General features: G+C 66.4%; 15 protein-coding genes. 8 read left to right on the top strand and 7 right to left on the bottom strand.

What is annotated here, in order from left to right; translation table 11 throughout:
- Positions 1–19: 19 nt before the first annotated feature.
- Positions 20–442: a hypothetical protein gene (locus CQW49_RS02765; RefSeq protein WP_003612473.1), complete on the bottom strand. Its 423-nt coding sequence runs from the start codon at positions 440–442 to the stop codon at positions 20–22.
- Between the two features lie 153 nt (positions 443–595).
- Here CQW49_RS02765 and CQW49_RS02760 point away from each other — a divergent pair, with 153 nt between their 5' ends.
- The 5 genes from CQW49_RS02760 to CQW49_RS02740 all read left to right on the top strand — a co-directional run bounded on the left by CQW49_RS02760 (position 596) and on the right by CQW49_RS02740 (position 4,905).
- Entirely contained in the window at positions 596–1,297 is a 702-nt protein-coding gene (locus tag CQW49_RS02760) for a ribonuclease T2 family protein (protein WP_003612474.1), read from the top strand.
- A gap of 4 nt (positions 1,298–1,301) precedes the next feature.
- Positions 1,302–2,153, top strand: coding sequence for a 23S rRNA (adenine(2030)-N(6))-methyltransferase RlmJ (locus CQW49_RS02755; RefSeq protein WP_003612476.1), 852 nt, complete (start codon positions 1,302–1,304; stop codon positions 2,151–2,153).
- 93 nt (positions 2,154–2,246) lie between these two features.
- Positions 2,247–2,843, top strand: a complete 597-nt coding sequence (locus CQW49_RS02750) for a TadE/TadG family type IV pilus assembly protein (protein WP_003612478.1) — start codon at positions 2,247–2,249, stop codon at positions 2,841–2,843.
- 75 nt (positions 2,844–2,918) lie between these two features.
- On the top strand, positions 2,919–3,431 hold the full coding sequence (locus CQW49_RS02745) for a TadE/TadG family type IV pilus assembly protein (RefSeq protein ID WP_003612480.1): 513 nt from the start codon (positions 2,919–2,921) through the stop codon (positions 3,429–3,431).
- A 13-nt stretch (positions 3,432–3,444) separates the two neighbouring features.
- Complete coding sequence (locus CQW49_RS02740; protein ID WP_003612482.1) at positions 3,445–4,905, top strand: TadE/TadG family type IV pilus assembly protein; 1,461 nt, start codon at positions 3,445–3,447, stop codon at positions 4,903–4,905.
- A gap of 38 nt (positions 4,906–4,943) precedes the next feature.
- Here the strand turns inward: CQW49_RS02740 and CQW49_RS02735 are convergent, their stop codons facing one another.
- The 5 genes from CQW49_RS02735 to CQW49_RS02715 form a co-directional block, all read right to left on the bottom strand.
- A complete protein-coding gene (locus CQW49_RS02735) occupies positions 4,944–5,744 on the bottom strand; it encodes a HEAT repeat domain-containing protein (RefSeq protein WP_003612484.1) in 801 nt (266 codons plus the stop codon).
- 198 nt (positions 5,745–5,942) lie between these two features.
- Positions 5,943–7,454 (bottom strand): Do family serine endopeptidase, encoded by a 1,512-nt coding sequence (locus CQW49_RS02730; RefSeq protein WP_003612486.1) that lies wholly within the window; start codon positions 7,452–7,454, stop codon positions 5,943–5,945.
- 232 nt (positions 7,455–7,686) lie between these two features.
- Positions 7,687–8,592, bottom strand: coding sequence for a protease modulator HflC (gene hflC / locus CQW49_RS02725; RefSeq protein WP_003612487.1), 906 nt, complete (start codon positions 8,590–8,592; stop codon positions 7,687–7,689).
- On the bottom strand, positions 8,589–9,704 hold the full coding sequence (gene hflK / locus CQW49_RS02720; protein ID WP_003612489.1) for an FtsH protease activity modulator HflK: 1,116 nt from the start codon (positions 9,702–9,704) through the stop codon (positions 8,589–8,591). The genes hflC and hflK overlap by 4 nt, the downstream gene beginning before the upstream one ends.
- A 126-nt stretch (positions 9,705–9,830) precedes the next feature.
- Positions 9,831–11,120 (bottom strand): FecR domain-containing protein, encoded by a 1,290-nt coding sequence (locus tag CQW49_RS02715; protein WP_003612491.1) that lies wholly within the window; start codon positions 11,118–11,120, stop codon positions 9,831–9,833.
- A 255-nt stretch (positions 11,121–11,375) separates the two neighbouring features.
- Between CQW49_RS02715 and CQW49_RS02710 the strand changes: the two genes are divergently transcribed.
- From CQW49_RS02710 to CQW49_RS02700, 3 genes are read left to right on the top strand one after another with little or no spacing between them, the layout of a single operon-like run.
- Positions 11,376–11,933, top strand: a complete 558-nt coding sequence (locus CQW49_RS02710; RefSeq protein ID WP_003612492.1) for a hypothetical protein — start codon at positions 11,376–11,378, stop codon at positions 11,931–11,933.
- A gap of 20 nt (positions 11,934–11,953) precedes the next feature.
- Positions 11,954–13,417 carry an O-antigen ligase family protein gene (locus tag CQW49_RS02705; protein ID WP_003612493.1) on the top strand — a complete coding sequence of 488 codons (1,464 nt, stop codon included), beginning with the start codon at positions 11,954–11,956 and terminating at the stop codon, positions 13,415–13,417.
- Positions 13,414–13,863 (top strand): hypothetical protein, encoded by a 450-nt coding sequence (locus CQW49_RS02700; RefSeq protein ID WP_003612494.1) that lies wholly within the window; start codon positions 13,414–13,416, stop codon positions 13,861–13,863. Before CQW49_RS02705 ends, CQW49_RS02700 begins: the two co-directional genes overlap by 4 nt.
- Here CQW49_RS02700 and CQW49_RS02695 read toward each other — a convergent pair.
- The gene (locus CQW49_RS02695) at positions 13,808–15,637 is read right to left on the bottom strand and encodes an ATP-binding cassette domain-containing protein (protein ID WP_003612495.1); all 1,830 of its coding nucleotides are present in this window, start codon (positions 15,635–15,637) and stop codon (positions 13,808–13,810) included. The two genes, CQW49_RS02700 and CQW49_RS02695, sit on opposite strands and share 56 nt — an antisense overlap.
- Between the last annotated feature and the right edge of the window lie 10 nt (positions 15,638–15,647).

The raw sequence follows: 15,647 nt of genomic DNA, 5'->3' as shown, positions 1-15,647 counted from the left end.
TGGCCGTGAGCCGCCGCCTTCAGCGTAAATGCGCCGGCGGCTGCGGATTGTTCGCCGGATTGGAATCATATTTGGCGAGCTTGGTCACGAGGCCGCCGACGAGCGGCGACAAATCGGCTTCGAGCGCATCCGCCGCGGCTTTGGGATAGACCTCGCGGCCGTCGACATAGAGCGAGAAGGAGCGCCAATATTTGGCCTTCTTCTCCGGATTCTCGATCGTCGCCTTGGTCCATTTGTAGAGCGGATAGTTCTCGACGCCCTCTCTCTCCGCCTCGGCGACATAGCCGGCGAAAGCGTCGAATTGATTGTGCAGGGCGGCGTCGTGCTTCGCCAATAACTCGAAGAGCGGACGAATCGCCTCGTTCGAGCTATCGTTCCGAACGAGGTCGGCGCCTTCGTCCGAGAGATCGAGGCGGATCTGATACTCCCATTCCTGGCTCATGTCGGTCTCCCATCATCGACGCTGCGGCGCCGCCGGTTCCAAATCCATCCTATCGTCGTCACGGAGCGCGTCCAGAGGGCGCGGGGCGTCTTGACGCGCGGCCTTCGCTTACCGCATCAATTCACGTCCAGACCCTTGCGTACGGAGCGGCGCATGTTCTCGAAATCAACCGCAGCCTGCGCCGTCCTCGCGCTCCTCTTCGCGCTCGCGCCGGCTCCACTTTCGGCCGAGCCGGAGCTCGCGCGCAAAGAGCCCACAGAGGCGCCTTTCGGTCCCGTCGCCAAGGCGATCGGCGAGTTCGATTTCTACGTTCTCAGCCTCTCCTGGTCGCCGGGCTTCTGCGAGAACGACGGCGCGCGGGCGCGTGCGCAATGCGCGCCGGGGGCCGGCAAGGGCTTCGTCGTGCATGGTCTCTGGCCGCAATATGAACGCGGCTTTCCGAGCGATTGCGACGGCCCGGTCTCGCCGTCGCGAATGGCGCTCGCCCATGCCGAAGGCCTGTTTCCTGACGAGGGGCTGGCGCGTCACGAATGGCGCAAGCATGGGCGCTGCTCCGGCCGCAGTCCCAGCGACTATTTCGCCGATGTGCGGCGCGCGCGCGAAAGCGTGACGATCCCTGCGCCCTTCGCGCATCCGACCGACGCGCAGACCTTCTCGCCGCTCGACATACAGCGGGCCTTCGTCGCCGCCAATCCGCGGCTGCGCCCGGGCATGCTCGCCGTCACCTGCCGCAAGGGCGCGCTCGCCGAGGTGCGGCTCTGCTTCTCGCGCGATCTGCGCGAGTTCCGCGCCTGTCCCGAGGTCGCGCGCCAGGCCTGTCGCGCCGGCGAGATCGCGGTCCCGCCGCCGCTCTGAGCCGATGAACTATCGCCACGGCTTCCACGCCGGCAATTTCGCCGATGTGTTCAAGCACGCGCTGCTGGCGCGGCTGATCCTCTATCTCACGCGCAAGGAGACGCCGTTCCGCATCATCGACACCCATGCGGGCGAGGGCGCCTATGATCTCTCCGCGGACGAGGCCGAACGCACCGGCGAATGGCGCTTCGGCGTCGGACGGCTCGCAGATCTTTCCGCCGCCGACGCCGCGACGCGCGAATTGCTCGCGCCTTATCTCGATCTCGTCGGCGCGCGCGACGCGGAAGGACGGCCGCGGCTCTATCCCGGCTCGCCGCTGATCGCGACGCGTCTCCTGCGCGCGCAGGATCGCGCCATCTTCTGCGAATTGCGCGGGGACGCCTTCTCGGCTCTGCAGTCGCGCTTCGCCCGCGACAAGCGGGTGAAGACGATCCATCTCGACGGCTATCTCGGCCTTTCGGCTTTCGTTCCGCCCAAGGAGCGGCGCGGGCTCGTGCTCGTCGATCCGCCCTTCGAGCAGCGCGACGAGGCCGAGCGCATGCTCCAAGGCTTTCTCGACGCCTATCGCAAATGGCCGACCGGGATTTATGCGCTGTGGCTGCCGATCAAGGATGACGCTCTGTCGCGCAGCTTCGTCGAGCGGCTGCGCGCGCGCGGCGTGAACAGGATTTTGCGGCTCGATCTTTCGGTCGGCGGAACGACGGAGGATCAGAAGCTGCGTCGCACCTCGCTCGTCGTCGTCAATCCGCCTTTCACCCTCGAGCAGGAGGCGCGCGTGCTCGGCGCTTTCCTCGCCGAGCGGCTCGCGCAGGGACCCGGCGCCGGCTTCGAGATCGAGGATGTGAGCGCAGAGTAGTGGGCGCGTCGTGAAGGCCGAGCCGGGCAGGAATGGTCGGTAACCAAATTTTCGTGGTTTTCCCGTAACAAAATTTTGCGGGAGATCATGAGAATGACGTCGGGGAGAGAGGCCGAACGCACAGCGCGTTGCGATGCGCAGGCGGCGATGCAGGGGGCGCCGCGTCGATATGTTGTCGCGCACGCGCTCGGATGTCGCCGCGGCGCGGCGGTCATCGAGTTCGGCTTCGTCGCTGCGCCTCTATTCGCGCTGCTGGTCGGCATTCTACAGATTGGCGTCGTGTTCCTGGCGCAGCAGCAGCTCGAGACCGCGGTCGAGAAATCGGCGCGCACCGTCTTCACCGGCAATGTGCAGAAGGCCGGCGTCACTCAGGCGCAATTCGCCAGCGCATTGTGCGCAAACCTGACGGTTCTGTTCAACTGTTCGCAGGTGATGGTCGATCTTCGATCTGCGGGAAACGAATTCTCGGCCGCCGACACGTCCGTGCCGACATTCACCTATGATGCAGCCGGCAATGTCACCAACAGCTGGAGCTTCGATCCCGGAGGGACTGGAAAGGTCGTGGTGCTGCGCGTGATGTATCAGTTCCCGGTGGTGGGCGGCCCGCTGAATTTGGCCCTGGCCAATCTCGGCAATGGCAAGCGTTTGTTGATGGCGACCGCGGTGTTCCAGGTCGAGAATTTTTCATGAGCGGAAGGGATTTCGACATTGCGAATTTGGTCGTCCATCGTCTTTGCTCGCGGTCGCATCAAAAAACGCGACGGAATGTTCGGGCATGACCGGCGTGGCGTTTCGACCATCGAATTCGCGCTCATTCTCCCTATCGCGGTGTTGACGCTCGTCTGCGAATTCACCTTCGGCGAAGCGCTCGCCATCAGCCGCAAGGTGGCGATCACCGGGCGCACGCTCACCGATTTGATCGCGCGTCGCCCGAGCCTCACCGAATCCGAGCTCGCCACGATCCTGAGCGCTTCCGCGCAGGTCGCAGCGCCCTATTCGACGACGAATATGTCGATCGTGGTTGCAGCGCTGGCGACGAACGCCTCGGGACAAACGACCGTCACCTGGAGCCGCACGCTGAATGGAACGGCGCTGACCACGGGAGCGAGCTACACGCTTCCCACCGGAATGGCGCGGGCGAGCACGACGGTGATCTACGGCAGCGTGCGCTACCTCTACAGGCCGACCTTCGCCACCCGCATGCTTCCATCCTATCCGATCACATTCCCGTTCTACATCAATCCGCGCCTCACCGCGTCGATCCCGCTGACGAACTGACCAAGAGAGCAAGATGATCCGAACTCGAATAGCGGCTGCCGCCGCGCGCTTCGCCGGCGCCGCCGAAGGCAATGTCGCGATCATCTTCGCTCTCGCGGCGATTCCATTGCTGATCGCCGCGGGCGGCGCCGTCGATTTCGCCATCGCCAGCAGAGTGCAGACGCAGCTCTATGCGATCTGCGACTCCGCCACTCTCGCTGCGACGACGCCGGCGATGATGCAACAGACGACGGCGACCGCCAAAACGGTCGCCACCAGCATGTTCGCGGCGCAGGTCGCGCAGATCAACCGACTGACCTATAATTCCGCTAATCTCACGGTGACTGTGAACGACGACACGTCGGCGTCTCCCGTCAAGACGCGCACCGTCACCGTGTCCTATCTCGCGCAGGTCGGCAACGCCTTCGGCTCGTTCTATCATGTGCCGACGTCGATCTTCACGGTGAAGGCGTCGTCGACGGCGTCGACCGCCCGCAACATCGATTTCTATCTCGTGCTGGACAATTCGCCGTCCATGGAGCTGCCGGCGACCACAGCCGGACTCGCCAGCATGACCGCGGCGACCGGTTGCGTGTTCGCCTGTCACGAGAACACTTATTCCGATCCGGAAAACACCGTGCAATATCCCGGCTACGGGACAATCGACAGCTACACTTATGCGAAGAACGCCGGGATCGCCCTGCGCATCGACAATGTGCGCGAAGCGGCGAAACGTCTCGCCTCCACCTCGCAGGCGATGATGTCCGCCAATGGCGCGACCTATCGTCTCGCCGCCTACGCCTTCAATTATGATACGACGCAGCTGCAGGCGCTCACATCGACTACGAGCGCCAATGTGAGCGCCATTTCGACCAGCATCAACGCCATGACTCCGCCGCTGATGGAGAAGAACAATTACCTTCCGACCGGCGCGAGCTACACCTATCCGACCAGCGCGTCGACTTGGACGACCGTCACTTTGGGAAGCGATCCCACCAAGACGAACTATAATGTCCGCGACGCGATGACCGATATCGAGATGACGCTGACGAAGGTGAACGCCGCGATGCCCAATCCCGGCAATGGCACGACCGCGAGCGGCGACAAGCCACAGGAGGTCGTGATGCTGGTGACCGACGGCATGGTGGATGGCAGCTTCTATACCAACACGTCCTGCACCAATTACGCCTCGAGCTATTCGAACAGCTACGGAACGTTCTATCGCTGCCTGCGGCCGCTCGATACGACCCTCTGCACGACCATCAAGAATCGCGGAATCAGGATCGCCGTTCTCAACCTCATCTATTATCCGACGCCCGGCTATGGCTTTTATGACGGCGCCGTGGCGCCTTTTATTTCTACGGTCTCGCCGGCGTTGAAGAGCTGCGCGTCGACCGATCTCTATTTCGAGGTCGACACCGGGAGCGATATTTCCGAGGCGATGACCTATCTGTTCCAGAAGGTCGTCACCACCGCGTCATATCTCACTCAGTGAAGGCGCGTCGGCTCAGCCATCTCGTGATCGCCGCCCAATCAAACGGAGCCAGATTTGTTCGGCAATCGCAGCATTCTCGCGAGCGCCTCGGAATCGAAAGCACGATCGCCGTCGAGGCGAAGATACGACCTGGCGGCGTCCGCGAAGAGATGGCCATGCTCGCCGGGCGCCGAGATTTCAGCGATCAGATAAGGCGTGACGCGGTCGTCGCGCCGACGAGCCAAGCCATGCAGCGCCTCGGCGCTTACGAAGACGTCGGCGTCATTGGCCCGTCGAAGCAGAGCATCTCGGATCTCGGGACCGTCGATCGAGACAGTCTGGCCGATGCTCGTGGTGGCCCAATCGCGGGCCTTTTCATAAGGATCGCTCATTAACTCGAGCAGAGCGCCCACTGCGGCATCCGAAGTCGCGCCGCAGAGGGCGAACGCCACGCCGTGGCGGATTTCGTCGTCAGAACTGTTGCGCAGCTCGATCAGAGTGTCCTCACAGCGACGGTTTCCGAGATGGCCGAGAGCGAATACAGTCGTTATCAACACGTCCCTGTCCTGCTCGCAGCGAATGATCTCGAGGAGAGCGTCGCAGCACTCTTCCGGAAAGGTGCGCGTGGGGGAGCCCAATTGGCCTAGAATGGTGACGCCGAGCCTTCGTGATTTCGGGTCGCATGAGCGGGATAGCTCGATCGCGGCGTCGAAGACGTCTCTCGTCCCCCGGGCTTCCAACACTGCCACGGCATGACAGGACGCGTTCGTCCCGTCCTCATCGTCGATCTCCGCCGACGAAGCCGCTATAAGCTCCGCCGTCGAGCGATCGTCTCGCTTCCTCTCTTCGAGCGAGCTCAAAAAGTGCTTCCTTCAAAACTCTTTTGAATTGGCAATACGAGCCGCGAATCTCGCTCTCGGCCGCCGGTCGTGCGAGCTTTCGCAAATGCGCGCTCAGGGGCCGAGTGGCGAGAGGAAACCTCTCGAACAAATCTGCCGAGGCCGATCCGCCCCGCCTCATGTCGACCATGAAGCAGGGCAGGGGCGTTCGGTGGTCCGTCAGTCGATATTCAGCGCCACGAAATGCGTGTCGCCCTGGCCGTTAGCGACGATCAGCAGCGCGGATTTCTTGCCGCCATCCTTCAGCGCCTTCACCTTCTTGACCGCATCGGCGGGATCGGCGATCGGCTCCTGATTGATCTCGAGCAGGATCTCGCCGGCCTGCAGGCGCTTGTCGGCGGCGTCCGAGCGCGGGTCGACGCCGGTGATGATCACGCCGGACTTGACCGCATCCTTGATCTGGAAGCGGTTGCGCAGCTCGTCCGAGAGGCTCGACAGCTCGAGGCCGAGCGTCTTCTGGGTCACGGATTTCTCCGCCCAGCCGCCGTCGGGCGAACCATTGGACGCGACCTTCTCGCCATCTTCGAGACGGCCGAGCTTTATCGCTTTGGCCTGCTCCTTGCCACCGCGGACGATGACGACCTCGACCTCCTTGCCGACCGGCGTGGCGGCGACGAGCTTGGGAAGGTCGCGCGACTCCTTGATCGGCTTCCCGTCGAATTTGACGATCACGTCGCCGGCCTTGAGGCCCGCGGATTTCGACGGGCCCTTGTCGTCGACTCCGGCGACGAGCGCGCCGCGCGGATGTCCGAGCTGGAGGTTCTCGGCGATGGCGTCGTCGACCTTCTGAATGCGCACGCCGAGCCAGCCGCGACGGGTCTCGCCGAATTTCTGCAGCTGCTCGATGACCGGCTCCACAGTATTGGACGGCGTCGCGAAGCCGATGCCGACCGAGCCGCCCGACGGGGACAGGATCGCCGTGTTGATGCCGATCACCTCGCCGTCGAGATTGAACAGCGGGCCGCCGGAGTTGCCTTTGTTGATGGAGGCGTCGGTCTGGATGTAATTGTCATAAGGGCCGCTGTCGATGTTGCGGTTGCGGGCCGAAATGATGCCGGCCGTCACCGAGCCGCCGAGGCCGAAGGGATTGCCGACCGCCAGCACCCAGTCGCCGACCCGCGCCTTGTCGCTGTCGGCGAATTTCACCGCCTTCAGCGGCTTTTCGGGCTTCACCTTCAGAACGGCGACGTCGACCTTCTGGTCCTTGCCGAGAATTTCGGCCTTCAGCTTCTGTCCGTCGGTGAAGATCACCGTCACCTCATTGGCGTCGGCGACCACATGGTTGTTGGTGATGATGATGCCGCTCGGATCGATGACGAAGCCCGAGCCGAGCGAGCTCGACTTGCGCGGGCGCGGCAGCTCCGGGGCGCCCTGGCCCTGCTGGCGACGGCGGAAGAACTCCTCGAACAGGTCGTCGAAGGGAGTGCCGGGCGCGCCGCCCGGTCCGGAGTCCGGTCCACCCTTGTGCGCGGATTTGGGGTCGATCGTCTGCGTGGCTGAGATATTGACCACGGCGTCCTGCACCGTGGCCGAGAGATCGGCGAGCGAATCGGGTCCCTTGGCCGCCGCCGGTGCGATCGCCAGCAGGCCGGCGAAGCAAGGGACGAGCAGGCGCGCCAGCGCGCGGGCTCCGATCGCCGAGAAAATCCAAACGCGGGCGCCTGATATCATAACTCTTGCTCTCCTGAGACGCATTTGCTGTTCGGGCGCGTCACGTCCTCGCCTCGGCCGTTTTCGCCGATCAGGGTCGCGATCGGCGTTGCGCATCCGCGCGGCGGCCGGGGAGAGGGCCGAGACTTCGGGCAAGCCCCGCATCGCCGCGCCTCGGCACTCTGCCAGCAAAGCGGCGAGATTTGGGCGCAATTCGTTCTTTACCTTACCGTTTCGATAGGATGCCCGAAAACTACTTCTTCTGTGGCGCCGGCTCTTCGCCGTTCCTGCCGCTCGCCGTGCCGAAAAATCGGAAGAATTCGGAGCGTGGGCCGATGACAAAACGCGTGTCGCTGGTCTTCAGCGCGCTCTCATAGGCCTGCATGGAGCGGTAGAAGGAGAAGAAGTCCGCGTCCTTGCCGAAAGCTTCGGCGAAGATGCGGTTGCGCTCGGCGTCGCCCTCGCCCTTGATCCGGTCGGCCTCGCGTTGCGCTTCCGCCTTGAGCACGACCACATCGCGATCGGCTTTGGCGGTGATCTTCTGCGCCTGCTCGGCGCCCTGGGCGCGATATTCGGCCGCCTCGCGGGCGCGCTCGGTCTGCATGCGGCCATAGACCTTCTCGGAGATCTGTTGTGGCAGATCGACTCGGCGGATGCGCGCATCGACGACGGCGACGCCGAATTTGCGCGCCTCGAGATTGGCCTGCTCCTTGATTTTCACCATCAGCGCGGCGCGCTCGTCGCGCACGATCTCGCGCTGATTGGCTTCGCTCAGCACGCGGCGCACCGCCGAGTTCAGCACCGAGGCGAGTTGGTTGTTGGCGCCGGCGATGCCGCCGACCGACTGATAGAAGCGCAGAGGATCGACGATGCGATAGCGGATGAAGCTGTCGACCTCGAGCCGTTGATTGTCGGAGGCGAGCACCTCGAGGCTGGGGCTCTCGACGTCGAGGATACGATTGTCGAGATAGATGACGTTCTCGACGATCGGGAGCTTGTAGTGCAGCCCCGGCTCGGTCACGAGGCCGCGGCCGACGACAGGCTCGCCGAAGCGCAGCACCAGCGCCTGCTCCGTCTGCGAGACGGTGAACAGCGCCCCGCCGACGGCGATCAGCGCGATCAGCGCGACAATGGCGAGGAGAAAGGACACGGCTCTCATTTCCGGCCTCCCTGGTTGCTCAAGCCGGGCAGCGGCAGATAGGGGACGACCCCGGCGCTGGTCGCGCCCGAGGCCGTTTCGTCGAGGATCACCTTGTCGGCGCCGCCGAGCACGCGTTCCATCGTCTCGATGTAGAGACGCTGCCGGGTGATCGTGGGCGCTTTCTTATATTCCGCATAAATCTGGTCGAAGCGCGAGGCTTGGCCGCGCGCTTCGGCGACGACCTGCTCGCGATAGGCTTCTGACTCCTGCAGAATGCGCGCGGAGGCGCCGCGCGCCTCCGGCACCACCCGATTGGCGTAGGCTTCCGCCTCATTGCCGAGGCGCTGCAAATCCTGCTGCGCGGCGGTCACGTCGCGGAAGGCGGCGATCACCGAGGCGGGCGGATCGACCGACAGCAGCAGCACCTGCAGCACCAGCACGCCGCTGTGATACTCGTCGAGCACCTTCTGCATCAGCTGCTGACAGGCCGGCTCGATCAGCTTGCGGTCGGCGGTGAGAATTTTCTGGATCTGCGACTGGCCGACGATCTCGCGCATGGCGCTCTCGGCCACCGCCTTCACGGTCGCCGGCGGATCGGCGACGTTGAAGGCGAAATCTTCCGGCTTCGCCGGGTCGATCTGCCAGAACACGCGGAACTTCACATCCGCGATGTTCTCGTCGCCTGTGAGCATCAGGCTCTCTTCGGGCGCGTCGGGAGTCTGGGGACCGCCGCGCCGCGTCGCGGGCTGCTCGCGAAAGCCGATGTCGACGGCGTTGCGGTCGGTGACCGCGAGCTTCACGACGGAGCCGACTGGCGACGGCAGATTATAATTGAGGCCGGCCTGCGTCTTGCCGCGATATTTGCCGAAGATCATGTTGAGCCCGACCTCGTTCGGGCCCACCGTGTAGAAGCCGCTGGCGAGCCAGGCGAGCAGGGTCAGCAGAGTGAGGATGGCGACGCCGCGCCCGCCGAAACCGGACGGAAGAATCTGCCGCAGCCCTTCCTGGCTACGGCGCAGCAGCTCTTCGAGATCGGGAGGCGGGCCGCCGCCGGCGCCCCACGGATTCTGCTGGCCCCAGGGGCCGTTATCGTTGGGCTTGCGCGGCCCGCCTTGATTGCTCCAGGGCATTTCGTCTCGATTTGCTGGGCCTGAAATCGGAAACGCGCACCGCAGGATCGGCGGCGCGCCTAGAATTTATAGGCTTGCCCATGAGCGACGGCAATCGCTCCGGGCAAGCCGACCGGGGATATCTCGTCAGCGCGAGGCGCCCATCAGCAGTCCGATCGGAGAAAAGTCGACGCCGACGCGAACTCCATGCATCGCGCTCTTGGTGCAGACGGTCACCGGATAGGGCGAGACGCTCGTCATATAGGTCGGGTTGCTGTGCTGGAGCTGAGTGTAGAGATATTCCGCGCGCAGCGAGAGCCCCGGCGCCAGCGCGAATTGCACGCCGGCTCCGACCGTCCACCCGGGCACGAGCTGATAGCTCTGGCTCACGCCGGTCGTGGGGATGGAATTGATGAGGTTGGAGCCAGAGAAGGTTCTCGGCGCGAGAATGTGGCCATAGGCGAGGCCGCCCGTGCCATAGACCGTCCAGCGGTCGATGACATAGCCGAGCCGCCCGCGGAACGTGCCGAGATAGCCGCCGCGCACGCCCGAGATCGAGCCATGGGAATTGGAGCCGCCGCCGAGATCGCTGCGATATTGCGAATCGGTCTCGAAGCCGACGAGGAACCGAGGCGTGAGCTTGAAGTCATAGCCGAGGCGCAAGCCGCCGAGGAATCCGGCCCCCTGCATCGGAACCGGGTCGGCGAACGCGCCGTCGCCGACCGCCGTTCCGACGAGGACGCCGAAAGAGGGCCCGCCGCCTTCGAAGGGCGGAAGCGTCGGCGGCTCATCGCCGCCCGGCGCGCCGGGGCCGGCCGGCGGCGCATTGGCCGGCGGCGCGTTGTCGCTGCGGCGGCCGGGGCCGCGGCAGGTCGAATCGAAGCTCCAGTCGGTCTTGCCGACCTGCTTGGGCGTGGTGACGCCAGAAGGCGTGACGGTGACGAAGGTGCAGGACGAATCGAGCGTGCGGCACTGGCCGGAGGCGATGCTGCAGACCTCGATCACGCCGCCATAGAGCACGGCGTCGGTGCGGCCGCCGAGGACGCGCACGGCGAAGCGCGTGCCGCGCACGCCGATCGTCGCCGTCGGCGTGCGGACGTCATAGTCGTGCCCGCCCTTGGGCGAGCTGACGAAACGGAAGGCGCCTTTGGCCGCGTTGAAGACGACGCCCTTGGAGCCGCCTGAATAGACGAAACTGTCGAGCTTTACGCGCGAGGAGGGGCCCATCGCCAGATCGGCGCGGTCGTCGAAGACGAATTTGCCGCGGCTCGCCGACGCCGTGGTCAGGACCTCGTCGGCGTGGACCGGCTCGCCCACTGCCAGCTTGCGCGCGCCGGCGCCCGTGTCGCCTCGCACATCCTTCTCGATCGACGACGCGCGCCCGATCTTCGTCGCCGCGACAGCGGGCGACGCGATAGCCGCGCACAGAAAGAGCATCCCCGCCAGCCTGATCATCCGCGCCCCGAATCGCTGAAAAAAACGCTTTGCCGCCCCGAATCACTCTTTTGGACTTTAGCTCGGCTGGGGAGGGTCGCGCAACAGCCGCGGCGAAGTCTCTCCGAAGGCTCGAAACCGCGCATCCGATGTTTCGAGGAGGTCGCGCTCATGCTATGCTTTTTGTGAAGCACATTGTTTATCGCGATTGCGCCGAGACGCCGCCCTGACGCCTCGCCAGAAGAGAGCCGAGCCGCAATGAGATTCGTCATTTTTGTCATGGCTTTCAGCGTGGCCGCGGCGACCGCCGCCGGGGCGGCGCCGGAGTCCCGCGCGATTTGCGCCGACGCCGATTCCGCGCGGCTCTCGATGCCGAAGGGCGTCGCGCTGATGTCGCGCGGCGGGTCCTTCTCCGAAATTCACGACGGCGCGCAGATCCTCGCCGGCGACCGCCTGCTGATTCGCAGCGGCTCGGCCAGCCTCTTCGGCTCCGCAGCGCTGCTCGTTCGGGCCGACGCGGGCTCGCTGCTGACGCTCGAGCGTAGGGACGGCCGGCTCTGCGTCGCGCGCGTCTCCTCGCATCCCGAGGCCGCGGCGGCCTCCAGCGGCGCGGAGTGCGACAAGGACGAGAGCGAGCGCGATCCGGCGAAATGCCCGCCGATCTCGTCGGGTGGGGCGCCGGGTGGAGGCCTGCTCGCCGGCGCGGCCATCCCGGTTGTGGGCGTCGCCGCTGGCGCCGTGGCGGGCGGCGTGGCCGCGGGGACGTCCTCCGCCAGCACGGATAAGAACTCGCTTCCCAAGATCAGCCCACAATAACGCCGTCTCGACAGGAACCCGTGCGTCTCGTCGCCATCGCTTGCGGCGTCGCCGTCGCGGCGTCGCTGATCTTCGGGGGAACGAGCCGGGACGGCGTTCCCGCCATTATGGTCGGCCTCGGCGCGGCGCCGCTCTTGGTCGCGCTCTTGATCGAGCCGCAGGCCTTGGCGCGGGCACGCGCGGTTCTCGCCCCGCTCGTCCTCGTCGTCGCCATTCCGCTGCTGCAGCTGGTTCCGCTGCCGCCGATGCTCTGGCAAATTTTGCCGGGCCGCGCGCCGATCGTCGAAACTTATGCGGCGGCGAGCCTGCCGCTTCCCTGGCTCGCCATTTCGATCGCCCCCGGCGCGACCGAGAGGTCGCTTCTCGCTCTCGTCGCGCCGCTGGCGATTTTTCTCGGCGCGCTCGCTTGCCGCCGCGAGGAGCGGCGCGGCCTCTTCGGCCTGGTGCTGCTCGCCGGCGCCGGCTCGGCGCTGCTCGAATTCCTGCAGATCATGGACGGGCCGGACAGCGCGCTGCGCTTCTATCCGCCGAGCGACGGCAGTGTGGGCGTCGGCGTGTTCGCCAATCGCAATCATGCCGCGGCGCTGCTCTATTGCGCGATTCCGATCGCCGCCGTCGCGCTCGATCTCTCGCGCGGGCGCCGGCCGGCGCTGCGGCTGGCGGCGCTCGCGGGCTTCTATCTCGCGCTCGTTCTGGGGCTGATGATGACAGGATCGCGCTCGGCCCTGATCCTCGGCGCCGCGGCCTTCGTCATGACGGCTGCGCTGATCCTGCGCGAAAGCCTCGAGGATCTCGCTGGCGAGAGGCGTTCGGCTCTGCTCGCCTCGGCGGGCTTCGCCGTGGCCGCCATTCTTCTCGCTCCGGCCTTCGGCCTCACCACTATTCTCGATCGACTGACGGCGCAGGAGGCCGGCGCCGGCGACCGCGCCTCGCTCGCGCGCATCTCTTTCGACGCCGCGCGCAGCTTCTTTCCCTTCGGCTCCGGCCTCGGAACCTTCGAGCGAGTGTTTCCGCTGTTCCAGCCGCGCGAAGCGATCGCGCCGGCGGTCATCAATCATGCGCATGATGATTTGCTGGAGCTGACGCTCGAAACCGGCCTGCCCGGCCTTCTCGTTATCGCCGGGACGCTCGCCCTCGCCATGCTCTGCGCGCTGCGCAATCGGCGGGAGCCGGATGCGAGCAAGAGACGCGAGCGCGTCGCCGCCGCCATAGCGCTGGCGTTGCTCGGCGCGCATTCCCTGCTCGATTATCCGCTGCGCATGCCGGCGCTTTCGGCCGTTTTCGCGCTCTGCGCCGCAACGCTCGCCGGCCCGCTCGACACGGTTCCCAAACGCGAGCGCCGGCGAGGCGAGTCGGGCGGAGGCGGGGCGGCGCGCCCGCATCTCGATGAGGCTCGCGCATCCGCCGAGACGCGCGCCCGACCTACGGATCACGCGCGCCGGCCGAGCCGACGCTCGCGGCGCGATCCGGAGACGGTCGCGTGAGATGCGCTGCTCTCGCATGCGCGGGGCTCGTCGCGCTCGTCTTCGTCGAGCCGGTCGGAGCCTTCGACATCGTGGAGGACTATGGCGGAACGCTCGCCGTCTATCGCGACGAGGCGCGCCGGCTCGAGGCTTCGGGCGAGGAGCTGGCGATCCGCGGCGTCTGCGCCTCGGCCTGCACCATCTTCCTCGGCCTGCGCAAGGTCTGCGTCGAGCCCGGCGCCATGTTCTGGTTTCATGCGGCGCGGCTGCCCGGCGGCGCGGCGCCGGACCCGCTCGCCACGCTCGAGATGCTGTCGCTCTATCCGCGCCGCCTGCGCGACTGGGCCATCCGCGCCCATGCGCTGGAGCGGCTCGACTTCGACGAGGCGGCCTCGCTCACCGGCGCGGAGCTCATCCGAATGGGCGCGCGCCGCTGCCCGCGCACGGTCCCTCGGTCTCGCCAATGAGACGTCCGTCCGCGAAGGTCAGCAGCCGGCCGCCGAGTCGCAGACTCTCCGGGCGATGGGCGATGATGACCATGGTCGGCGCCGGATCGAGCTCGGCGAGCCGCGATAGCAAAACATGCTCGCTGTCGAGATCGAGCGCGCTCGTCGCCTCGTCCAGCACCAGCAGGCGCGGCGTCCGCAGGATTGCGCGGGCCAGCGCGAAACGCTGGCGCTCGCCGCCCGAGAGCAGCGCTCCGCGCTCGCCGACGATCGTGTCGAGCCCATTCGGCAAGCGTTTGGCCAGCGCGTCGGCGCCGACGAGCGATAGCGCGCGCCAGATCGCGTCCTCGCCCGCCTCGGGCGCCGCCCAGAGCAGATTGCGGCGCAGCGTGTCGTGGAAGAGAAAGGCGTCCTGCGCGACATAGGCGAGCGAATGGCGCCAGGCGTCGAGCAGCGCGCCGTCGAGTTTGCGCCCGCTGATGGAAATCACGCCCGATTGTGGCCGGATCAGCCCGACGAGAAGATCGGCGAAGGTCGTCTTGCCGGCGCCGGACGGGCCGGTGACGCCGATGATCTCTCCGGGGCTGATCGTGAGATCGACGCCATGGACGCCCGGCGCCGTCTCGCCGTCGCCATGGCGGTAGCAGACGGCGGAGAAGACGATGGCGCCGTCGAGCGCGTCGGCTGGCGGCGGCGTTTCACGCTCCTGCACGGAGCGCGGGGGCGCGCCGTTTCCGGCGCCGTCCGAAAGCTCGGCCTCCAGCCGGCAGGCGCGCTCCCAGGCGGGCAGGCCATGCACGAATTGCTGGGCGCTGCGCACCAGCGTCTGGGCGGGCGCGCCGACGCGCGCGAGAATGAGCAGCAAGCCGAAGACCAGCGGCGCCGGCATATCCATGAGGCCGAGGCCGATGAACGCGCAGAGCATGGCGACGACGCCCGAGAGAAGGCTCAGCATGTGCTGGCTGTCGGACTGCTGCAGCAAGAACGCGATCTGCCGGCGCTTGAGATCGGCGAGCGCCGCCTCGAACTCGCCGACGAAGCTGCGCTGCAAATTCTGGCTGATCGCGAGCTTCAGCGCGCCGAGGAACTGGCCGAGCGAATGGTCGAGCGCAACGCGGTCGGCGGTGAGCGCGGCGCCGAGCTCATAGCTGTGGCGCAGCAGCGGCCGCGCGACCAGCGCCGTCGCCGCGAGCAGCGAGAGGCACAGCGTCGCGAACACCGGCGCCAGCGCCGCCGCCGCGGCGATCTGCGCGATCAACGTCAGAATGGCGACGCCGGCGTCGAGCGGGAAGCGGACGACGGCGCCGAGAATGGCCGCGTCGTCATTGATCGCGCGCTGCACGCGCGCATGGCGCAACGCCAGCACACGGCTCCACGAGGCTGCGGCGAGCGCGTCCAGCAGCCGCGCGCGGCGGCTCTCGACATAATCCATGCGCAGCTTGGTCAGAATCCGAATCTGCACGCCATTGGCCAAAGCGCGCAGCGTCAGAAGCGCGGCGAACAGCGCCAGCATCGCGCCGAGCTTGCCGAGCCGCGTCTCGACATTCAGCAGCGCGAACACGGGCGCGGCCAGCGCGGCGGCGGCGCCTCCCGGCGCCTTCTCGTCCATGGCGAGCGAGAGAAAGGGGATCAGCAGAACGACGCCCACATTCTCGAGGCCGGCCGCGACGGCGACGGCGACCGCCGCGCGCAGGCCGGGCCATCCGGCGAAGCCGGCGAAGTCGCGCAGAAAACGCGCGGCGCTGCGCAGGATCGCGGCGTCTTCGGCAGGTTCGGCCTTCGACGCCTCGCGCATGCGGTCTCCT

It is taken from the genome of Methylosinus trichosporium OB3b (assembly GCF_002752655.1).
GTDB lineage: Bacteria > Pseudomonadota > Alphaproteobacteria > Rhizobiales > Beijerinckiaceae > Methylosinus > Methylosinus trichosporium.
The sequence above is the reverse complement of the archived record's forward strand: the minus strand, read 5'-3'. Positions and strand labels throughout refer to the sequence as shown.

Coding starts and splice junctions, on each gene's coding strand:
- CQW49_RS02740 (WP_003612482.1), top strand. CDS start 3,445: ATGATCCGAACTCGAATAGCGGCTGCCGCCGCGCGCTTCGCCGGCGCC.
- CQW49_RS02730 (WP_003612486.1), bottom strand. CDS start 7,454: ATGATATCAGGCGCCCGCGTTTGGATTTTCTCGGCGATCGGAGCCCGC.
- CQW49_RS02695 (WP_003612495.1), bottom strand. CDS start 15,637: ATGCGCGAGGCGTCGAAGGCCGAACCTGCCGAAGACGCCGCGATCCTG.
- CQW49_RS02745 (WP_003612480.1), top strand. CDS start 2,919: ATGTTCGGGCATGACCGGCGTGGCGTTTCGACCATCGAATTCGCGCTC.
- CQW49_RS02760 (WP_003612474.1), top strand. CDS start 596: ATGTTCTCGAAATCAACCGCAGCCTGCGCCGTCCTCGCGCTCCTCTTC.
- CQW49_RS02710 (WP_003612492.1), top strand. CDS start 11,376: ATGAGATTCGTCATTTTTGTCATGGCTTTCAGCGTGGCCGCGGCGACC.
- CQW49_RS02715 (WP_003612491.1), bottom strand. CDS start 11,120: ATGCTCTTTCTGTGCGCGGCTATCGCGTCGCCCGCTGTCGCGGCGACG.
- CQW49_RS02750 (WP_003612478.1), top strand. CDS start 2,247: ATGACGTCGGGGAGAGAGGCCGAACGCACAGCGCGTTGCGATGCGCAG.
- CQW49_RS02765 (WP_003612473.1), bottom strand. CDS start 442: ATGAGCCAGGAATGGGAGTATCAGATCCGCCTCGATCTCTCGGACGAA.
- hflC (WP_003612487.1), bottom strand. CDS start 8,592: ATGAGAGCCGTGTCCTTTCTCCTCGCCATTGTCGCGCTGATCGCGCTG.
- CQW49_RS02755 (WP_003612476.1), top strand. CDS start 1,302: ATGAACTATCGCCACGGCTTCCACGCCGGCAATTTCGCCGATGTGTTC.
- hflK (WP_003612489.1), bottom strand. CDS start 9,704: ATGCCCTGGAGCAATCAAGGCGGGCCGCGCAAGCCCAACGATAACGGC.